13 protein-coding genes are annotated in these 18,331 nt (G+C 35.0%); 10 read left to right on the forward strand and 3 right to left on the reverse strand.

The window, feature by feature from the left end; genetic code table 11:
- Positions 1-147: 147 nt before the first annotated feature.
- From gdhA to FNW38_RS04590, 6 genes are all read left to right on the forward strand, one after another.
- Entirely contained in the window at positions 148-1,491 is a 1,344-nt protein-coding gene (gdhA, locus tag FNW38_RS04565) for an NADP-specific glutamate dehydrogenase (RefSeq protein WP_143386968.1), read from the forward strand.
- Between the two features lie 163 nt (positions 1,492-1,654).
- Positions 1,655-3,952: a type IX secretion system anionic LPS delivery protein PorZ gene (gene porZ, locus FNW38_RS04570; RefSeq protein WP_449404042.1), complete on the forward strand. Its 2,298-nt coding sequence runs from the start codon at positions 1,655-1,657 to the stop codon at positions 3,950-3,952.
- Positions 3,953-4,026: 74 nt separating this feature from the next.
- Positions 4,027-4,740, forward strand: a complete 714-nt coding sequence (gene recO / locus FNW38_RS04575; RefSeq protein WP_143386969.1) for a DNA repair protein RecO — start codon at positions 4,027-4,029, stop codon at positions 4,738-4,740.
- 250 nt (positions 4,741-4,990) lie between these two features.
- A complete protein-coding gene (gene ileS / locus FNW38_RS04580) occupies positions 4,991-8,455 on the forward strand; it encodes an isoleucine--tRNA ligase (protein ID WP_143386970.1) in 3,465 nt (1,154 codons plus the stop codon).
- Between the two features lie 7 nt (positions 8,456-8,462).
- Positions 8,463-8,843 (forward strand): TraR/DksA family transcriptional regulator, encoded by a 381-nt coding sequence (locus FNW38_RS04585; RefSeq protein ID WP_143386971.1) that lies wholly within the window; start codon positions 8,463-8,465, stop codon positions 8,841-8,843.
- A gap of 85 nt (positions 8,844-8,928) precedes the next feature.
- Positions 8,929-9,534 carry a lipoprotein signal peptidase gene (locus tag FNW38_RS04590; protein ID WP_143386972.1) on the forward strand — a complete coding sequence of 202 codons (606 nt, stop codon included), beginning with the start codon at positions 8,929-8,931 and terminating at the stop codon, positions 9,532-9,534.
- Positions 9,535-9,609: 75 nt separating this feature from the next.
- Here the strand turns inward: FNW38_RS04590 and FNW38_RS04595 are convergent, their stop codons facing one another.
- Genes FNW38_RS04595 through FNW38_RS04605 form a run of 3 tightly spaced genes read right to left on the reverse strand, consistent with a single transcriptional unit; the run spans position 9,610 to position 11,391 of the window.
- Positions 9,610-9,810, reverse strand: coding sequence for a hypothetical protein (locus FNW38_RS04595; RefSeq protein ID WP_143386973.1), 201 nt, complete (start codon positions 9,808-9,810; stop codon positions 9,610-9,612).
- Positions 9,811-9,851: 41 nt separating this feature from the next.
- Positions 9,852-10,418, reverse strand: a complete 567-nt coding sequence (locus FNW38_RS04600) for a 5-formyltetrahydrofolate cyclo-ligase (protein ID WP_143386974.1) — start codon at positions 10,416-10,418, stop codon at positions 9,852-9,854.
- A complete protein-coding gene (locus tag FNW38_RS04605; RefSeq protein WP_143386975.1) occupies positions 10,408-11,391 on the reverse strand; it encodes a succinylglutamate desuccinylase/aspartoacylase family protein in 984 nt (327 codons plus the stop codon). Before FNW38_RS04605 ends, FNW38_RS04600 begins: the two co-directional genes overlap by 11 nt.
- Positions 11,392-11,508: 117 nt before the next feature.
- Between FNW38_RS04605 and FNW38_RS04610 the strand changes: the two genes are divergently transcribed.
- From FNW38_RS04610 to FNW38_RS04625, 4 genes are all read left to right on the forward strand, one after another.
- Entirely contained in the window at positions 11,509-12,843 is a 1,335-nt protein-coding gene (locus FNW38_RS04610) for a Fic family protein (protein ID WP_143386976.1), read from the forward strand.
- Between the two features lie 34 nt (positions 12,844-12,877).
- Complete coding sequence (gene uvrC, locus FNW38_RS04615; RefSeq protein WP_185963079.1) at positions 12,878-14,683, forward strand: excinuclease ABC subunit UvrC; 1,806 nt, start codon at positions 12,878-12,880, stop codon at positions 14,681-14,683.
- Between the two features lie 33 nt (positions 14,684-14,716).
- Positions 14,717-16,912, forward strand: a complete 2,196-nt coding sequence (locus FNW38_RS04620) for a patatin-like phospholipase family protein (protein ID WP_143386977.1) — start codon at positions 14,717-14,719, stop codon at positions 16,910-16,912.
- Between the two features lie 183 nt (positions 16,913-17,095).
- Positions 17,096-18,253, forward strand: coding sequence for a homogentisate 1,2-dioxygenase (locus FNW38_RS04625; protein ID WP_143386978.1), 1,158 nt, complete (start codon positions 17,096-17,098; stop codon positions 18,251-18,253).
- The last annotated feature ends 78 nt before the right edge of the window (positions 18,254-18,331 follow it).

An 18,331-nucleotide genomic window follows, 5' to 3' on the forward strand; every position in this document is an offset into this window, starting at 1 on the left:
CACTTCAAAAGCATATTTCTCTGTAATTGCTTAATAAAAAGATAATTCTGTTGATAAAGTCAAAAAAAACACTGCAATATTCTTATAAGATGTATCTTTGTATACACTAACGAAAACGTTTTCTTAAACGTTAATAATCTAATTATTATGTCACAAAGTATTACTACTTTTATCGAAGCGGTTGCTAAAAAAAACCCTAACGAGCCTGAATTCATGCAGGCAGTTTTAGAAGTTGCTGAAACAGTAATTCCTTTTATCGAAGAAAATAAAAAATACCAGAACAAAATGCTTTTGGAGAGAATGGTCGAGTCAGATCGAATCATTACGTTTCGTGTAACTTGGATTGATGACAAAGGTGAAATTCAAGTGAATAGAGGATACCGTATTCAAATGAACTCTGCAATTGGACCATATAAAGGAGGACTTCGTTTTCATCCTTCAGTGAATCTTAGTATTTTGAAATTCTTGGCTTTCGAACAAACTTTCAAAAATAGCTTAACTACATTACCTATGGGTGGTGGGAAAGGTGGAGCTGATTTTGATCCAAAAGGGAAATCAGATAATGAAGTGATGCGTTTTTGTCAAAGTTTCATGACTGAATTGTGTAAACATATTGGTGCTGATACGGATGTTCCTGCTGGAGATATAGGCGTTGGTGGAAGAGAAGTAGGTTATATGTTTGGTCAATATAAAAGAATCAGAAACGAATTTACTGGTGTTTTAACTGGGAAGGGAATTTCTTTTGGAGGTTCATTGATTAGACCGGAAGCTACAGGTTACGGAGCCGTTTATTTTGCTCAAAGTATGTTGGCTACAAAAGGCGATAGCTTTACGGGGAAAACAGTTGTAATTTCCGGTTCAGGAAATGTAGCACAATATGCTGCTGAAAAAGCAACTCAATTAGGTGGAAAAGTAGTTACCATGTCAGATTCTGGAGGATATATCTATGATGCCGATGGAATTGATGGGGAGAAATTAGCTCATGTAATGGTAATCAAAAATGAGTTAAGAGGTAGAATTAGTGATTATATCACTAAATATCCAAATGCAAAATACGTTGCAGGAAAACGTCCTTGGGATGTAAAATGTGATGTTGCATTGCCATGTGCTACTCAAAACGAATTGAATGAAGACGAAGCAAAAGCTTTAGTAGCACATGGATGTATCTGTGTTGCCGAAGGAGCAAATATGCCCACTATGCCAGATGCAGTATTAGTTTTCCAACACGCAAAATTATTATTCGCTCCGGGAAAAGCATCTAATGCTGGCGGGGTTGCAACTTCAGGTTTAGAAATGTCTCAAAATTCATTAAGACTAGGTTGGGCATCTGAAGAAGTGGATGAAAAATTAAAAGGAATTATGCTAAATATTCACGCTTCATGTGTGAAATATGGTTCTGATGCTAACGGTTATGTTGACTATGTAAAAGGAGCCAACATTGCAGGATTTGTAAAAGTAGCTGATGCTATGCTGGCTCAAGGAGTGGTATAAAAAATCCTCACCCCTCCCGAAGCCTCGGGACTCTCCAAAGGAGAGAGTTAAAAATAGTAATGCCTTCTACCGTCCCGATGCTTCGGGATCGAATGGAAGGCATTTTTTTGTGTAACAAAATTCTAATACTTTCGTTTGTTCTATATTTGTAAACCAAATATTGATGCAAATAATGAAAAAGGGCGTTTTATGTTTTTTGCTTTTACTTTTTATCCAAATGGGTTTTGCCCAAAGTAATTTGTTGTGGCAAGGTTATTTCTCTTATAATGAAATTAAAGACGTTTCAGAATCTACAACTGCTGTTTTTGTCGCTTCAGAAAATGCCTTGTTTTCTAAAAATATAACAACAAGCCAAATTAAAACTACCAATACAATTGATGGACTTTCTGGGCAAACTATTTCTGCATCATACCACAGCGCAACATTCAATAAAACAATTGTAGGTTATGAAAACGGATTGATAATAGTTATCAACGAGGCCGATGGGAGTATGCTGAATGTTGTAGATATTATCAACAAACAACTTCCTTCAAACATAAAAAAAATAAATCACTTCACGGAATTTGAAGGTATTATTTACGTTTCCTGTGATTTTGGAATTGTCCAATTCAATTTGGCTACCATGCAATTTGGTGACACCTATTTTATTGGAACTAATGGAGCCGAAATAATTGTTAACCAAACGGCACTATTTAATGGATTTATTTATGCAGCTACAAATAGCGGTATAAAAAGAGCTACTATTTTTAATGAAAACTTAATCGATTATAGCCAGTGGGAAACAATTGCACCTGGAAACTGGTCCAGCGTTGAAATTTTTGGAGCAGATTTGTTTGCTGTTAATGCTGTAGGTTACATTCATAAATATAATGAAAGTACTAGTTCTTTTACAGGATATTTAGCTCTCAATCAACCCTCCTCAGACATGAGAGCAACTGTTAATTATTTAATAGTTACTACTTTAAACAGTGTTTATATTTACAACAGTCAGATGGGGTTGGTACGCCAAATAACCACAAACCAAATTACGGAGAGTAATCCTAGTTTTACTTGTGCAACGATAATAGGAGATACCATTTTCATTGGAACCAAAGAAGATGGATTGATTACTACCTCACTTTCTTCGGTTGGAACTTTTGAAAATACGACTCCAATTGGACCTTCTCGGAATAATATATTTGCGCTTCAAACGACATCAAATTCACTTTGGACGGTTTATGGCGATTATACAGTAGATTATAATCCGTATGATTTAGATAGTTATGGCGTGAGTAAATTTAGCGCCACAGGATGGTTGAATATTCCGTATGAAAAAGTTTTTGGGGCCAAATCAATGACCAGAATCACCGTTAATCCAAGTAATGAAAACGATGTGTACGCGAGTTCTTTTTTTTCAGGATTACTAAAAATTGAAAATGATGAACCTACTTTTTTGTATAATCAAACGAATAGTGGACTGGAATCATTAACCTTTGCCGGTCCAAATTATATTGATGTTAGAATAAACGGAGCGGCATTTGATAAATCGGGGAATTTCTGGGTGACCAATAGCAGAATTAAAAACGGATTGAAAGTGTTGAAATCTGACGGTCAGTGGCAAAGTTACGCGATGGATAATATTCTGGATTCAGCTATTGATAATAATTTTGGAACAATTGCAATTGATAAAAATGGTACGAAATGGCTCTCTACAAGTAGTGATGGGGTTATTGGTTTTAACGAAAGCGGCAATAAATTCAAAAAAATTACAACTGGACCTGATACCGGGAACTTACCTATTGCTGATGTAAGAACGGTTGCGGTAGATACCAGAGACCAACTTTGGATAGGGACTACAAAAGGATTGCGAGTTTTGTCTAATGTTGGAAGTTTTCAATCTGATAATCAATTAACGACCAATCCCATTATTATTTTAGAAGATAACTTGGCGCAAGAGTTGTTGTACGAACAATTTATTACTGATATTGCTGTGGATGGAGCCAATAACAAATGGATTGGCACTGCCGATTCGGGTGTTTTTTTAGTTTCACCAAACGGTCAGGAAACAAAATATCACTTTACAATAAACAATTCGCCTTTGCCCAGTAATGATATAAATGACATCGACATAAATAGTACAACGGGCGAAGTTTTTATAGCTACCGCTAAAGGTTTAGTTTCTTTCAAAGGAGTCTCGACTGCTGCAAATGATGATTTAAGCAATGCGTATGTGTACCCAAATCCAGTGCGGCCTGAATATCAAGGAACCGTTAAAATTGCCGGATTACTCGATAAAGCCAATATTAAAATTACCGATATTGAAGGAAATCTGGTTTATGAAACCACTTCCGAAGGCGGAACAATAGAATGGGATACCACGGCTTTTGGAAAACACAAAGTAGCTTCGGGAGTGTATATGATTTTTATTTCGGCACAAGACGGAGTCGAAACGAAAGTTAAAAAAGTAATGATAATCAGGTAATTTGTTTATGGTTTTGAGTTTGTGGGTTGTTTTTACAATCCGAAACTTTAAACTTTAAACTTTAAACAAAAAAAATGCTCGTAAAAACTAAAGCTATCGTCATTTCATCTTTAAAATTTCAGGAAAAAAGCTTGATTGTGAAATGCTTCACATTGTCGCATGGTTTGAAATCTTATTTTGTTCGGGATGCATTTTCTTCCAGAAAATCCAATCAGAAAATCGCCTATTTTCAGCCGTTGACTATTCTCGAAATTGAAGCTGTTCATAAAAATAAAGGTACTTTGGAGAATTTCAAAGAAATAAAAATCGCAACGCCTTTTCATTCCATCCATTCGGATATTTATAAAAGCACGATTGTGATGTTTGTTTCTGAAATTCTGCATCATTCGATTCATGAAGAAGAAAAAAACGAGCAACTGTTTACCTTTTTAGAAACTGCTTTGCATTGGCTCGACAATCATGATGAAATCGCCAATTTTCACCTGATTTTATTACTGGAAACTACAAAATACTTAGGCTTTTATCCTGATATTTCGGACATGAACATGCCTTTTTTCGAAATGACTGAGGGCGTTTTTACGCCGTTCAATGCCATCAGTTCGCTCACCGAACATGAAAGTAATTTGTTTAAAAAACTCATTGATTTAAAATTTGGTAACAATCAAAAAATATTTCATGTTATTGAAAGACAGCTAGTTTTGAAAATCCTAATCGATTACTACAGTTTTCACCTGGATGGCTTTAAAAAACCAAAATCCTTAGACGTTTTAAAAGAAGTTTTCTCTTGAAAAACCTTAGTAAAGGTTCAGAGACACAAATTAAAAATGAAAAACTAACACGAATTACACTAATTTTCACTAATTAATTCATGTTGTTTTTTAGATTTTGGATTTTGAAACTTGAGAATAGAATCAATTTTAAAATGAACAAAAAAATTTCAAACCTGTTTGGTAAACAAAAATTCGTGAAAATTCGTGAAATTCGTGTTCAATAATTCAAAATTCCTTACTTTCGCACCTCGATTTAGAAAAGGATAAAATGAGGACAAAATTTACTGAATACAAAGGACTTGACTTGCCAACTGTAGCGTCAGAAGTACTTGATTTTTGGAAGGCAGCAAACATATTCGAGAAAAGCGTAACCACGCGTGAAGGAAATCAGCCATTCGTGTTTTTTGAGGGGCCGCCTTCGGCAAATGGATTGCCTGGAATTCACCACGTAATGGCACGTGCGATTAAGGATATTTTTTGCAGATATAAAACTCAAAAAGGATTCCAAGTAAAGCGTAAAGCAGGTTGGGATACTCATGGTTTGCCTGTGGAATTAGGTACTGAAAAAGAATTAGGCATTACCAAAGAAGATATTGGAAAGACGATTTCCATCGAAGAATACAACGAAGCGTGTAAAAAAACCGTGATGCGTTACACGGACGTATGGAACGATCTGACTGAAAAAATGGGGTATTGGGTTGATATGAAAGATCCGTATGTGACCTATAAACCAAAATATATGGAAACGGTTTGGTGGATTTTGAAACAAATCTACAACAAAGATTTGATGTACAAAGGCTACACGATCCAACCGTATTCTCCAAAAGCAGGGACTGGTTTAAGTTCTCATGAAGTAAACCAACCGGGAAGTTATAGAGATGTAACGGATACGACTGTTGTGGCACAATTCCCCACCCTAGCCCTCCCCGAAGGGGAGGGAACCGGAGCCGAAAACTCTGTGTTCAAGGCATTCGGTTTCAGCGCCACGTCACCCTTCCCTTTGGGAAGGGATGGGGATGGGATTTATTTCCTCGCTTGGACAACAACTCCTTGGACTTTGCCTTCGAATACCGCTTTGACGGTTGGTCCAAAAATCGATTATGTATTGGTAGAAACCTTCAATCAATATACATTTCGTCCTTCGAAAGTGATTCTTGCTAAGAATTTAGTTGGAAAGCAATTTGGAAAAGGTTTCTTCGAAAGTTCAGAACCAGCTGATTTTGAGAATTTCAAGGAAGGCGACAAAAAAATTCCTTATCAGGTTTTGGCTGAATGTAAAGGAGCTGATTTGGTCGATATACGTTACGAGCAATTATTGCCGTTTGCGTTGCCATACCAAAATCCAGAAAATGCTTTTAGAGTAATTTCAGGGGATTTCGTTACTACAGAAGATGGAACAGGAATTGTACATACTGCGCCAACATTTGGTGCTGATGATGCAAAAGTGGCTAAAGAAGCTACGCCAGAAGTTCCGCCAATGTTGGTTTTGGACGAAAATGGAACTCCGGTTCCTTTAGTAGATTTACAAGGAAAATTCACTTCACACATGGGTGAATATGCCGGTAAATATGTGAAAAACGAATATTATAATGATGGTGAAGCACCGGAACGTTCTATAGATGTTGAGATTGCTATTCGATTAAAAGAAGAAAATAAAGCTTTCAAGGTGGAGAAATACGTGCACAGTTATCCGCATTGTTGGAGAACAGACAAGCCTATTTTATATTACCCTTTGGATTCTTGGTTTATAAAAATCTCTGAAGTTAAAGATAGAATGTTTGACCTGAACGAAACCATCAACTGGAAGCCAAAAGCTACCGGAGAAGGACGTTTTGGGAATTGGTTGAAAAATGCCAATGACTGGAATTTATCCCGTTCAAGATTTTGGGGAATTCCGTTACCGATTTGGAGAACCGAAGACAAACAAGAAGAAATTTTAATAGGTTCTGTTGAAGAATTATATAACGAAATTGAAAAATCAATCGCTGCCGGTTTCCAAAAAGAAAATCCTTTTAAAGGTTTCGAAATTGGAAATATGGCTGAGGAGAATTATGATTTAGTTGATTTACATAAAAATGTAGTCGATGAAATTACTCTGGTTTCTGCTTCGGGGAAAGCGATGACGCGTGAAGCGGACTTGATTGATGTTTGGTTTGATTCGGGTTCCATGCCTTATGCACAATGGCATTATCCTTTTGAAAACAAAGATAAAATAGACGAAAACAAAGATTTTCCTGCTGATTTTATCGCTGAAGGAGTCGATCAAACACGCGGTTGGTTTTATACGTTGCACGCTATTGCAACTTTAGTTTTTGACAAAGTAGCATACAAAAATGTAGTCTCTAACGGATTGGTTTTAGATAAAAACGGACAAAAAATGTCCAAACGTCTTGGGAATGCTGCAGATCCATTCGAAACATTAAAAGAATATGGTCCTGATGCCACACGCTGGTATATGATTTCAAATGCAAATCCTTGGGACAATTTAAAATTTGATTTAGAAGGAATTGCTGAGGTGCGTAGAAAATTCTTTGGAACATTATACAATACGTATTCGTTCTTTAGTTTGTACGCCAATATTGATGGTTTCAAATTTGAAGAAGCAGAGATTCCATTAAATGAAAGACCGGAAATTGATCAATGGATTATTTCGGAATTGAACACTTTGATAAAAGATGTTGACAGCTATTATGCGGATTATGAACCAACGAAAGCAGCTCGTGCAATCTCTGAATTTGTACAGGAAAATTTAAGTAACTGGTACGTTCGTTTATGCAGAAGACGTTTCTGGAAAGGGGAATATGCACAAGATAAAATTGCGGCTTATCAAACCTTATATACTTGTTTGTTAACCATAAGTAAGCTGGGTGCGCCTATAGCTCCGTTCTTTATGGACAAACTTTACAGAGACTTAACTTTAGCAACACAGTCGGAAAAGTACGACAGTGTGCATTTGGCGGAGTTTCCAAAACACGTTGAAAACTTTGTTAATAAAATGTTAGAGAGCAAAATGCAGAAGGCGCAGACCATTTCATCATTGGTTTTGTCACTCCGAAAAAAGGAAATGATAAAGGTGCGTCAACCATTGCAAAAGGTAATGATACCAGTACTTGACGAGAATCAAAGAGCTGAAATTGAGGCCATTTCTGACCTTATAAAAGCAGAAGTAAACGTAAAAGAAATCGTACTTTTGGATGATGCTTCGGGTGTTTTGGTGAAACAAATTAAACCGAATTTTAAAGCGCTCGGACCTCGTTTTGGAAAGGATATAGGCTTGATTTCTAAGGAAATACAAGGGTTTTCTAAAGAACAGATCAGCCAATTGGATAAGGAAGGCAGCCTGGATATTGTTATTGCAGGAAATAACGTAACTTTAACATTAGAAGATGTAGAAATAACATCACAAGATATTGAAGGCTGGCTGGTAGCCAATTCAAACGGAATAACGGTTGCGCTTGACATTACAATTTCTGAAGAATTAAAACAGGAGGGAATTGCCAGAGAATTGGTGAACAGAATTCAGAATATCCGTAAAGATTCGGGATTTGAAGTTACTGATAAAATTAAAGTTGAACTGAAAAGAAACGGACTTTTAGAAGAGGCAATTCTTAAAAATGAAGCATATATAAAATCAGAAACATTAACCAGCGATTTGGTTTTTGTAGATGAAATAGAAAACGGTACGGAAATTGAATTTGATGAAATAAAAACAAAAATAATAATTACTAAATAATTAGAATATGGTAGATGAAGCAACAAGATACTCTGACGCTGATTTGGCAGAGTTCAAAGATATAATCCTTAACAAAATTCAAAAAGCACAAGCAGATTTAGATTTGATAAAAAGTGCTTATATGAATGATTTGAATAATGGGACTGACGATACGTCGCCGACATTTAAAGCCTTTGAAGAGGGTAGCGAAACGATGTCTAAAGAAGCAAACTCACAACTGGCGATCCGTCAGGAAAAGTTTATTCGCGATTTGAAAAATGCACTTTTCCGTGTAGAAAACAAAACCTACGGAATTTGCAAAGTAACAGGCAAATTAATCGGGAAGGAAAGATTGAAAATCGTTCCTCACGCAACAATGAGTATCGAAGCAAAAAACTTGCAACGATAAACCTGTTGTTAAACAATATTTAACGCTCCATTGGGAGCGTTTTTTTTGATTAAATTGTTACTTTTGCGCCATTAAAATTTATAAAATGTCATTACGAAAAGCGTATCTCCTTATTTTTATCATATTACTTGTCGATCAAGTTTCAAAAATATACATCAAAACTAATTTTATTTTAGGCGAAGAAGTTGAAGTATTCAAATGGTTCAAAATTCTTTTTATCGAAAATGAAGGAATGGCATGGGGAACTAAAATCCCGGGAGCATACGGAAAATTATTCCTGACACTTTTTAGATTGGTTGCCGTTGGCGGAATTGGGTATTGGTTGTGGGATGCTGTTGAAAGAAAACACAGTTCAAATTACTTAATTGTAGCCATTGCATTAATTCTTGCAGGTGCTTTTGGGAACATCATAGATTCTGTTTTCTACGGAGTTATCTTTGACGACAGTCATCAGCAATTGGCTACTTTATTTGCAGACAAACCTTATGGAACTTGGTTTCATGGTCAAGTTGTCGATTTGTTTTATTTTCCTTTTTGGCATGGGGTTTTACCAAGTTGGGTGCCAGTTTGGGGAGGAAAAGAATTTACATTTTTCAACGCTATTTTTAATGTTGCCGATATGGCGATTTCTACAGGAGTTGGAATTTTGATTTTTTTCAATAAAAAAGCGTTTCATCATAAAACAGCCTAAATTTTAAATCACTAATTCATAAAATAAAAAAGACCTATTTCATAATTTGAATAGGTCTTTTTCTTTTTCTTGGATTTATTTGTTTTGTCCCGGAGCATAGCGTTTAGCACTTTGGTCCCCATTTATTTTTTTGGCTTGTCCCGGAGGAAGTCTCTTCGCCTTATAGGAGGCTCTGGGTGATCTTGTTCCCACTCTCACCGCACAGTCAGACAGTGAAAAGGCAAATACAGCAATTAAAAGAATTGTTGCAAATCTTGAATATTGAAATTTTTTCATAGCTTTAATTAGGCTTTATCTGCTAAAGTACGAATTCAAAATTAAAAAGAGTGGATTAAATTTGGCGTAACACAATAATCCAGTTTCACGTCACCTTCAAAAACATCTGTAATCAATTCTTCAGGATCAAAGAAAGAAAGACCAATTTTGATTGTATCCGGTTTACATTCTGATAAGAATTTGTCATAGAATCCTTTACCATAACCCACCCGATTTCCTTTTTTGTCGAATGCTAAAAGCGGTACAAAAACGACATCAATTTTATGCGTTGGAACTTCAATCCCATCAACAGGTTCGGGAATATTGTATTCGTTTTTCTTGATTTTGATGTTGTCCGTCAAAAGATAATGAACCAAATTACAAATTTTAAAATCGCATTTGGAAAGAACGATTTCCTTGTCTTTTCCGGATAATAAGTGCAGAATAAATTCAGTGTTGACTTCCCTGTGTTCCGTAATGGGAAGAAAAATATGGAAATAGGTTTTCTCCCAAATGGGAAGTGCCAATACTTTATTGGCAATAGCCAAACTCATTTCTTCCAATTCATTTTCAGAAAGTGAATTTCGTAAGGTTTTATATTTTAGTCTTAATGCTGTTTTATTCTTCATCTTCTTCATTGGTATTAGACATGTGATAAATAGCATCGCCTTCGTAAACAATAGGCGAATGATTGGCATTGATTACGTAACCGTCATTTGGCGCTTTCACTTTTCGTTCAAATTTCCCAAAAGGATCAGTTATCGTGGCAAGAATAGTTCCTTTTTTTACAAATTTCCCTATTGTATCGTAATCGTGTAATAATCCGGAACATTTGGCTCTTATCCAACCAGATTTTTCAATATAAATGGTAGGTGTTTTTTGTTTAGTAACAAAATGTTTTGGGTCTAGCATATCAAGGTGAGATAGCAAGCGCTTCACTCCATTTACACCTTCATCTGCAATAGCGTTATTGATATCAAGGGATTTTCCGCCTTCAAAAAGTAGCATTTTCACATTCAATTTTTCACTTGAACTCCTGAAAGAACCCGAAATATTTCTGGAATATAAGGTAAAAGGCGCATTAAACACATCGGCCAGTATTTTTAACTCTCTATTGTTTTGGGTAAGACGAATTTGCGGTGCGTTGAAACGGCTGGCGCCACCGGCATGAAAATCTACTGCATATTGTACAATTGGCATAATCTCCGTTAAAATATGAAAAGCGAATCTGCTGGCTAAAGAACCAGTTTTGCTTCCCGGGAAAACCCGATTTAAATCTCGGCCATCAGGAAATTCTCTGGATTTATTGACAAATCCGTACACGTTAATTATTGGAATACAGATTATTGTACCTCTTTTCGGTTTGTTTATTTTTTTATGGATAAGCTGTCTGACAATTTCTACGCCGTTGATTTCGTCGCCATGTATTCCTGCAGAAAAAAGAACCACTGGACCATCAATTTTAGAACGTCGGACAATTATAGGAATGTTCAGTTTTGTCGTGGTGTGCAATCTGGCAATTTCAACATTGATGGTTTTACTTTCGCCGGGAATAATGCTTTCGCCAAAAAGGACTATGGGTGTGGTATTGTTTTTTATCATAAGATATTGAAAAGATAAAAATATACAATTATGGGTTAGGAATTATAAGTTGTGTGTTGTTTTTCGTTTTAGAAAAATGTTATTTGTAAATTTGTTGGGAGTAAATTGAAAATTCAGATGGAAAACAGCAGAAAAGCTTTAGAATTAAAAAAACAATTAGATGATTTACGTCCAATTGATAAAGAACAAGAAGGGCGAATCATGCAAAAATTTCGTTTGGATTGGAATTATCATTCCAACCATCTCGAAGGGAATTCGTTGACTTATGGTGAAACTAAGGCATTAATCTTATTTGGTGTTACAGCTCAAGGTAAGCCATTACAGGATCATTTTGAAATAACGGGACATAATGAAGCAATAAATTGGGTTATCGATGTTGTAAAAGGCGACTATCCATTGAATGAAAATTTTATTAGGGAGTTGCATACACTTTTGCTAAAAGGACCCTATGAAGTTGATGCAATTACTTCTGATGGTAAACCAACAAAAAAACGTATAAATGTTGGGCGTTACAAAACCTCTCCCAATCATGTAAAAACAAAAACAGGGGAAATATTTTATTTTGCCACGCCAGAAGAAACGCCATCTAAAATGACCGATTTAATCAATTGGTACAGGGAAAAAAGCGAACAGAAAGACGTAAATCCTATTTTTTTAGCAGCAGAGTTTCATTATAAATTTATTCGGATTCATCCTTTTGATGATGGAAACGGTAGGACGGCAAGGATTTTGATGAATTTTATCTTGATGAAGTTTGATTACCCGCCTGTAATTATTAAAACGGAAGACAAAGCTAATTATTTTGCAGCATTACAGCTTGCAGATGCAGGAAATATTGAAGCATTTATTGAATATGTCTCTCAAAATTTAGTTCGTTCCCTTGAAATAATGATTGCAGGAGCTAAAGGGGAAAGTATTGAGGAAGAAGATGATTTAGATAAGGAAATTGCTTTGTTGGAGCAGAGATTAGTTTCTTTTGGAAAAAAGAAAGTAAAAAAAACAAAAGAAGTTACATTTGATTTATACAATAATTCAATTCTTCCTTTTATTATAAAGTATATTGAAAAAATGTCAAAATTTGAAAAACTTTATTATGAAAATGATTTTTCAATAATTTTTAACGGTACTAAAAAATATGAGAACGCAGAAAATTTTTTAAAGGATTTTGATGTGTTAAGTTATGATAGAATAATAGATGAAATAATCATTAATTATACATTTTCAAAATTAAAGCAAATAGGTTTTGAAGATGTAAAATATGGGAGTTATATCGTAATCAAATTTGATATTAATTTGTGTTTTGTTTACTTAAAATATGATGAACCATTTGTAGAAATCGATTATGCTACAAAATTAACAAAAATTGAAATCGAAAAAATAGTTGAATCGGAAGTAAAACGCCACAAAAAATTCATCGAAAAAAAAATTGCTGAAAATGAAACCAAATCTTAAATCAAAAATCGTTAATCTGCATTCATAAATCCTAATGATTAATCCAACAACTTTAATCCTTCAAATACAGACTTTGCCTGATAATCCCGGCGTATATCAATATTACGACAAGGAAGGGAAGATTTTGTATGTGGGCAAAGCCAAAAATTTGAAAAAAAGGGTTTCTTCCTATTTTAATAAAATTCATGATACGGCCAAAACGAATGTGCTCGTTAAGAAAATTGTGACCATAAGACATATTGTGGTTCCTTCTGAAACGGATGCGCTTTTATTGGAAAATAACCTTATAAAAACCTTACAGCCACGTTACAATGTGTTGTTACGAGATGACAAAAGTTATCCGTGGTTGTGTATTAAAAAAGAACCTTTTTCGCGCATATTTGCTACTAGGAGAATGGTCAAAGATGGCTCGGAATATTTTGGACCGTATACCAGTTTCAAAACGGTGAATACTATTTTAGAACTCATAAAAGAATTGTATCCGCTAAGAACCTGCAATTATGATTTGAATAAAAGCAATATTGACAGTGGGAAATTCAAGGTTTGTCTCGAATATCATATTGGGAATTGTATGGGGCCTTGTGAAGGTTTTGAAACTTTAGAAAATTATCAGAAGCAAGTTGATGCGATCCGCGAAATCTTAAAAGGGAATTTTAAGGAAAGCATGAAAGATTTCAAACGGGTTATGACGAATCTGGCTGCGGATATGCATTTTGAAGAAGCGCAAAAAATCAAAGAGAAAATAGAAATACTTGAAAATTACCAATCGCGTTCAACGATTGTAAATCCGAAAATCACCAATATTGATGTGTTCTCAATCGTTTCGGATGAAAGTGCGGCGTATGTGAACTTCTTACAAATTTCTCACGGTTCGATTATTCGTTCCCATACGATGGAAATCAAAAAGAAACTGGATGAACCCGATGAAGAATTATTAGAATTGGCGATTATCGAATTGAGAGACCGTTTTCAATTGTTGTCGAGAGAAGTTATCGTTCCGTTTCAGGTTGATTTGGGTGAAAATATAAAAATTACTGTTCCACAATTGGGAGATAAAAAGCAAATTTTGGATTTGTCTATTCGAAACGCCAAGTTTTATAGAATTGAACAATTAAAACAACTGCAAATTGTAGATCCTGATCGCCACACCAAAAGGATTATGGCGCAAATGCAAAAAGATTTGCGATTGCCGGTGGAGCCAAGACACATAGAATGTTTTGACAACTCGAATATTCAAGGAACGAATCCTGTGGCGGCTTGTGTTGTTTTTAAAGATGGGAAACCCAGCAAAAAGGATTACCGCCATTTTAATATAAAAACGGTCGAAGGACCGGATGATTTTGCTTCGATGACCGAAGTGGTTTATCGAAGATATAAAAGATTGCTGGACGAAAATGAACCTTTACCACAATTAATTATTATTGACGGAGGAAAAGGACAATTGTCATCGGCACTGAAAAGTATTGATGAATTGGGTCTGCGGGGAAAAATAGCTATAATTGGTATTGCCAAAAGACTAGAAGAGCTTTTTTATCCAGGAGATTCTATTCCGTTATACTTAGACAAAAAATCAGAAACCTTGAAAGTAATCCAGCAATTGCGCAATGAAGCACACCGTTTTGGAATTACACATCACAGAGATAAAAGGAGCAAAGCAGCACTAAATTCGTCGATAGAAAGCATTCCTGGTATAGGAGAAAAAACGATGTTGACTTTGATTCAGCACTTTAAAAGTGTTAAAAGATTGAAGTTAGCGACAGAAAAAGAAATTTCTGACGTTATAGGTGTATCAAAAGCCAAAAAAATTGCCGAATTTTACAAGGCAACAAATGATAATTAATACACCTTTCTAATGCATACCAAATTGCTACTTATGAAGAAAATTGCGCTGTTATTCATTGTTTTTTGTATGAGTTTAACTTTGTTTTCGCAGGAGCAACGCCGACCTAAAATAGGTTTGGTTTTAAGTGGTGGTGGAGCAAAAGGATTTGCGCATATTGGTGTTTTAAAAGTGTTGGAAGAAGCAGGAATCAAGATTGATTACATTGGTGGTACCAGTATGGGGGCAGTTGTTGGCGGGCTTTATGCTTCGGGATATAATGCAAGTCAGATTGATTCTATTTTTCGATCAACAAATTTTGATGAACTATTAAACGACTTCATTCCCAGATCTTCCAAAAATTTTTATGAAAGACGAAACGACGAATTATACGCGTTAGTCTTACCTTTTAATAACCTAAAAATAGGTATTCCCGAGGCATTGTCAAAAGGGATGTATAATTATAATTTATTGAGTAGAATTACCAGAAATGTTAGACACATAAAGGATTTTAATAAATTGCCAATTCCCTTCTTATGTATTGGTACCAATATAGAAACAGGAGAAGAAGTTTTGTTGAATAAAGGTAATTTGGCACAGGCTATGATTGCCAGTTCCGCATTTCCATCTTTGTTTTCACCTGTAGAAATTGATGGGAAACTATTGGTGGATGGCGGTGTTGCTAATAATTATCCCATTGAAGAGGTCAGAAAACTTGGGGCGGATATTATTATAGGCGTTGATGTTCAGAATAATTTATTGGACAGAACCCAACTTAAAGATGCCACAAAAATTTTGGTACAAATTACAAATCTTCAATCAAGAGATAGAATGAAGAAAAATGTAAAAGATACGGACATCTATATAAAACCAGATATCAAAAACTACGGTGTTATATCATTTGATAAAGGAAAAGAAATCATTAGAAAAGGAGAAGAGGCGACATTTTCTGTTTTTGAAAAATTAAAACTGTTAGTGGATGAGTCAAACCCTTATAAGAAACCTGAGCTGAAAATAGTAACCGATAGTTTACAAATTAAAAATATAAATTGTAATGAGCTGGACAATTATACACAGGATTATGTTGTTGGTAAACTAAGGTTTAAACCAGGAGCTAAAACAACATACAATGATTTACAGAATGGGATAAACAATATTAATGCGACTCAAAATTTCAGTGCCATATCTTATTCGTTGGATGCTAATGAAGACGGGGATGACTTAAACCTCAGTTTGAAAGAAAATCCCACAAAGACTTATTTAAAATTTGGATTGCATTATGATAATTTGTTTAAAAGTGCTGTTTTAGTTAATTTGACACGTAAAAAAACGCTTTTTAAAAATGATATAGCGTCATTTGACATTGTTTTAGGGGACAATATCAGATATAATTTAGATTACTATGTAGAAAATGGATTTAATATGAGTTTTGGTTTTAAATCGCAGTTCAATCAATTTAATAGAAATGTAGCTAAAGAAATAAGTAATTTGAATTTAAGTGAAGTAAATTCAATCAATATTGATTTTACCGACCTGACAAATCAAGCTTATTTTCAATCTTTATTCGTGCAAAAATTTCTAGTAGGAGGAGGAGTAGAACTTAAATTTTTAAAAATAAAATCAGAAACATTGGCAAATGTGGATCCAATAATTGATAACAGCAATTATCTAAGTGCTTTTGGGTATATGAAATTTGATTCCTTTGATAATAAATATTTTCCTAAAAAAGGTTGGTATTTCTCAGGGGATATTCAAACCTATTTGCTTTCTTCAAATTACACGGGAGATTTCAAACCGTTCTCTATTGCAAAAGGCGATTTTGGAATAGCTGCGACGCTTTTTAAAAACGCCACAGTAAAATTTCAAACGGATGCGGGATTTTTATTTGGCAACGAAAGTGTAGCCTTTTTTAATTTTATTTTGGGAGGTTATGGCTATAACCCCATAAATAACTTTAAGTATTTATATGGATATGATTATTTAAGTGTGGCTGCCAATAGTTATATAAAATCAACTGGAACTATTGATTATGAGTTTTACAAGAATAATCATTTCAACTTTTCGGCAAATTTTGCTAATATTGGGGATAGAATTTTTGAAAAAGTCGATTGGATTTCAATGCCAAAATATTCAGGTTATGCGGTAGGATATGGTCTGGAAACTGTAATTGGGCCTATAGAAATAAAACATTCCTGGTCGCCGGAAACTGGAAAAGGATATACTTGGTTTAGCATTGGGTTTTTGTTTTAATTGTAAATTATATCAATAATAATTCCGATATTTGTTATAATGAAAACAAAATGGCTAGGTTTGTTAGATTATCTTCAATTCCTCATCAAGAGAAATCCTGAGTGAGTACTCTTTTTTGATTTATCATAGCACATTATAAAGTAATCTCAACTTTAATCTGTTACACTTTTAAACAAAAAAATCATGCCTTTATACCATAAATTGGGGAGTTTTCCTCAAAAGAGACACACGCAATTCGAAAAACCAAACGGTGGTTTATACTACGAGCAACTTTTTGGAACCGAGGGTTTTCATGGCCATTCGTCATTGTTATATCATGTTCACAGACCAACACAAGTAAAGGAAATCCTAAAATCCTATCCGGTAGAACCAAAAATTGCAATTGGAAAAAACATAAAATCGTTATTGTTAAAAGGGTTTGAGTTAAAACCAGAAGACGATTTTCTGGACAGTCGCAAAGCCATGTTGGTCAATAAAGATTGTACCATAGGATTAGCTGCGCCAAAACAATCCTTGCGTACTTATTTCTATAAAAATGCCGATGCCGATGAAATGATTTTCATTCACAAAGGGAAAGGAAAATTGCGCACCATGATGGGAAATATTTCGTTTAAATACGGGGATTATCTTATCATTCCACGTGGAATGATTTATCAAATCGATTTTGAAACTTTAGAAAACAGATTGTTTTACGTAGAATCATTTGCGCCATTTTATACTCCAAAACGCTATAAAAACGAATCGGGGCAGCATCTGGAACATTCTCCGTTTTGCGAACGCGATTTTATTTTACCAGATGAGTTAGAAACGCACGACGAAAAAGGCGACTTTCTTATTAAAATAAAAAAAGAAGGTATGATGCATGAAGTGATTTACGCTTCACATCCTTTTGACGTCGTAGGTTGGGATGGTTACAATTTTCCTTATGGATTTAGCATTCATAATTTCGAACCCATAACAGGGCGTGTACACCAGCCGCCACCAGTACATCAAACATTCGAAACGGCGACTTTTGTAGTTTGTTCTTTCGTTCCAAGATTGTACGATTACCATCCAAAAGCAATTCCGGCGCCTTACAATCACAGCAATATCGATAGTGATGAGGTTTTGTATTATGTAGATGGTGATTTCATGAGCCGCAATAATATCGAGCAAGGACACATTACTTTGCATCCAAAAGGGATTCCTCATGGACCGGCACCAGGAGCAATGGAGCGCAGCATTGGTCAAACCATAACGCATGAATTAGCGGTAATGGTCGATACATTTCGCCCTTTAATGGTTACCGAAGAAGCTATGGGATTGGATGATGGACAATATTATAAATCTTGGGTGGAGTAATATCATCCTGAGCGCAGTCGAAGGGAGGAGCTATTTCCTGCTGTCCGCTGTATCTTTATGTTTTTAAAGGAAAAACAT

Source organism: Flavobacterium gawalongense, assembly GCF_007097265.1.
Lineage (GTDB): Bacteria > Bacteroidota > Bacteroidia > Flavobacteriales > Flavobacteriaceae > Flavobacterium > Flavobacterium gawalongense.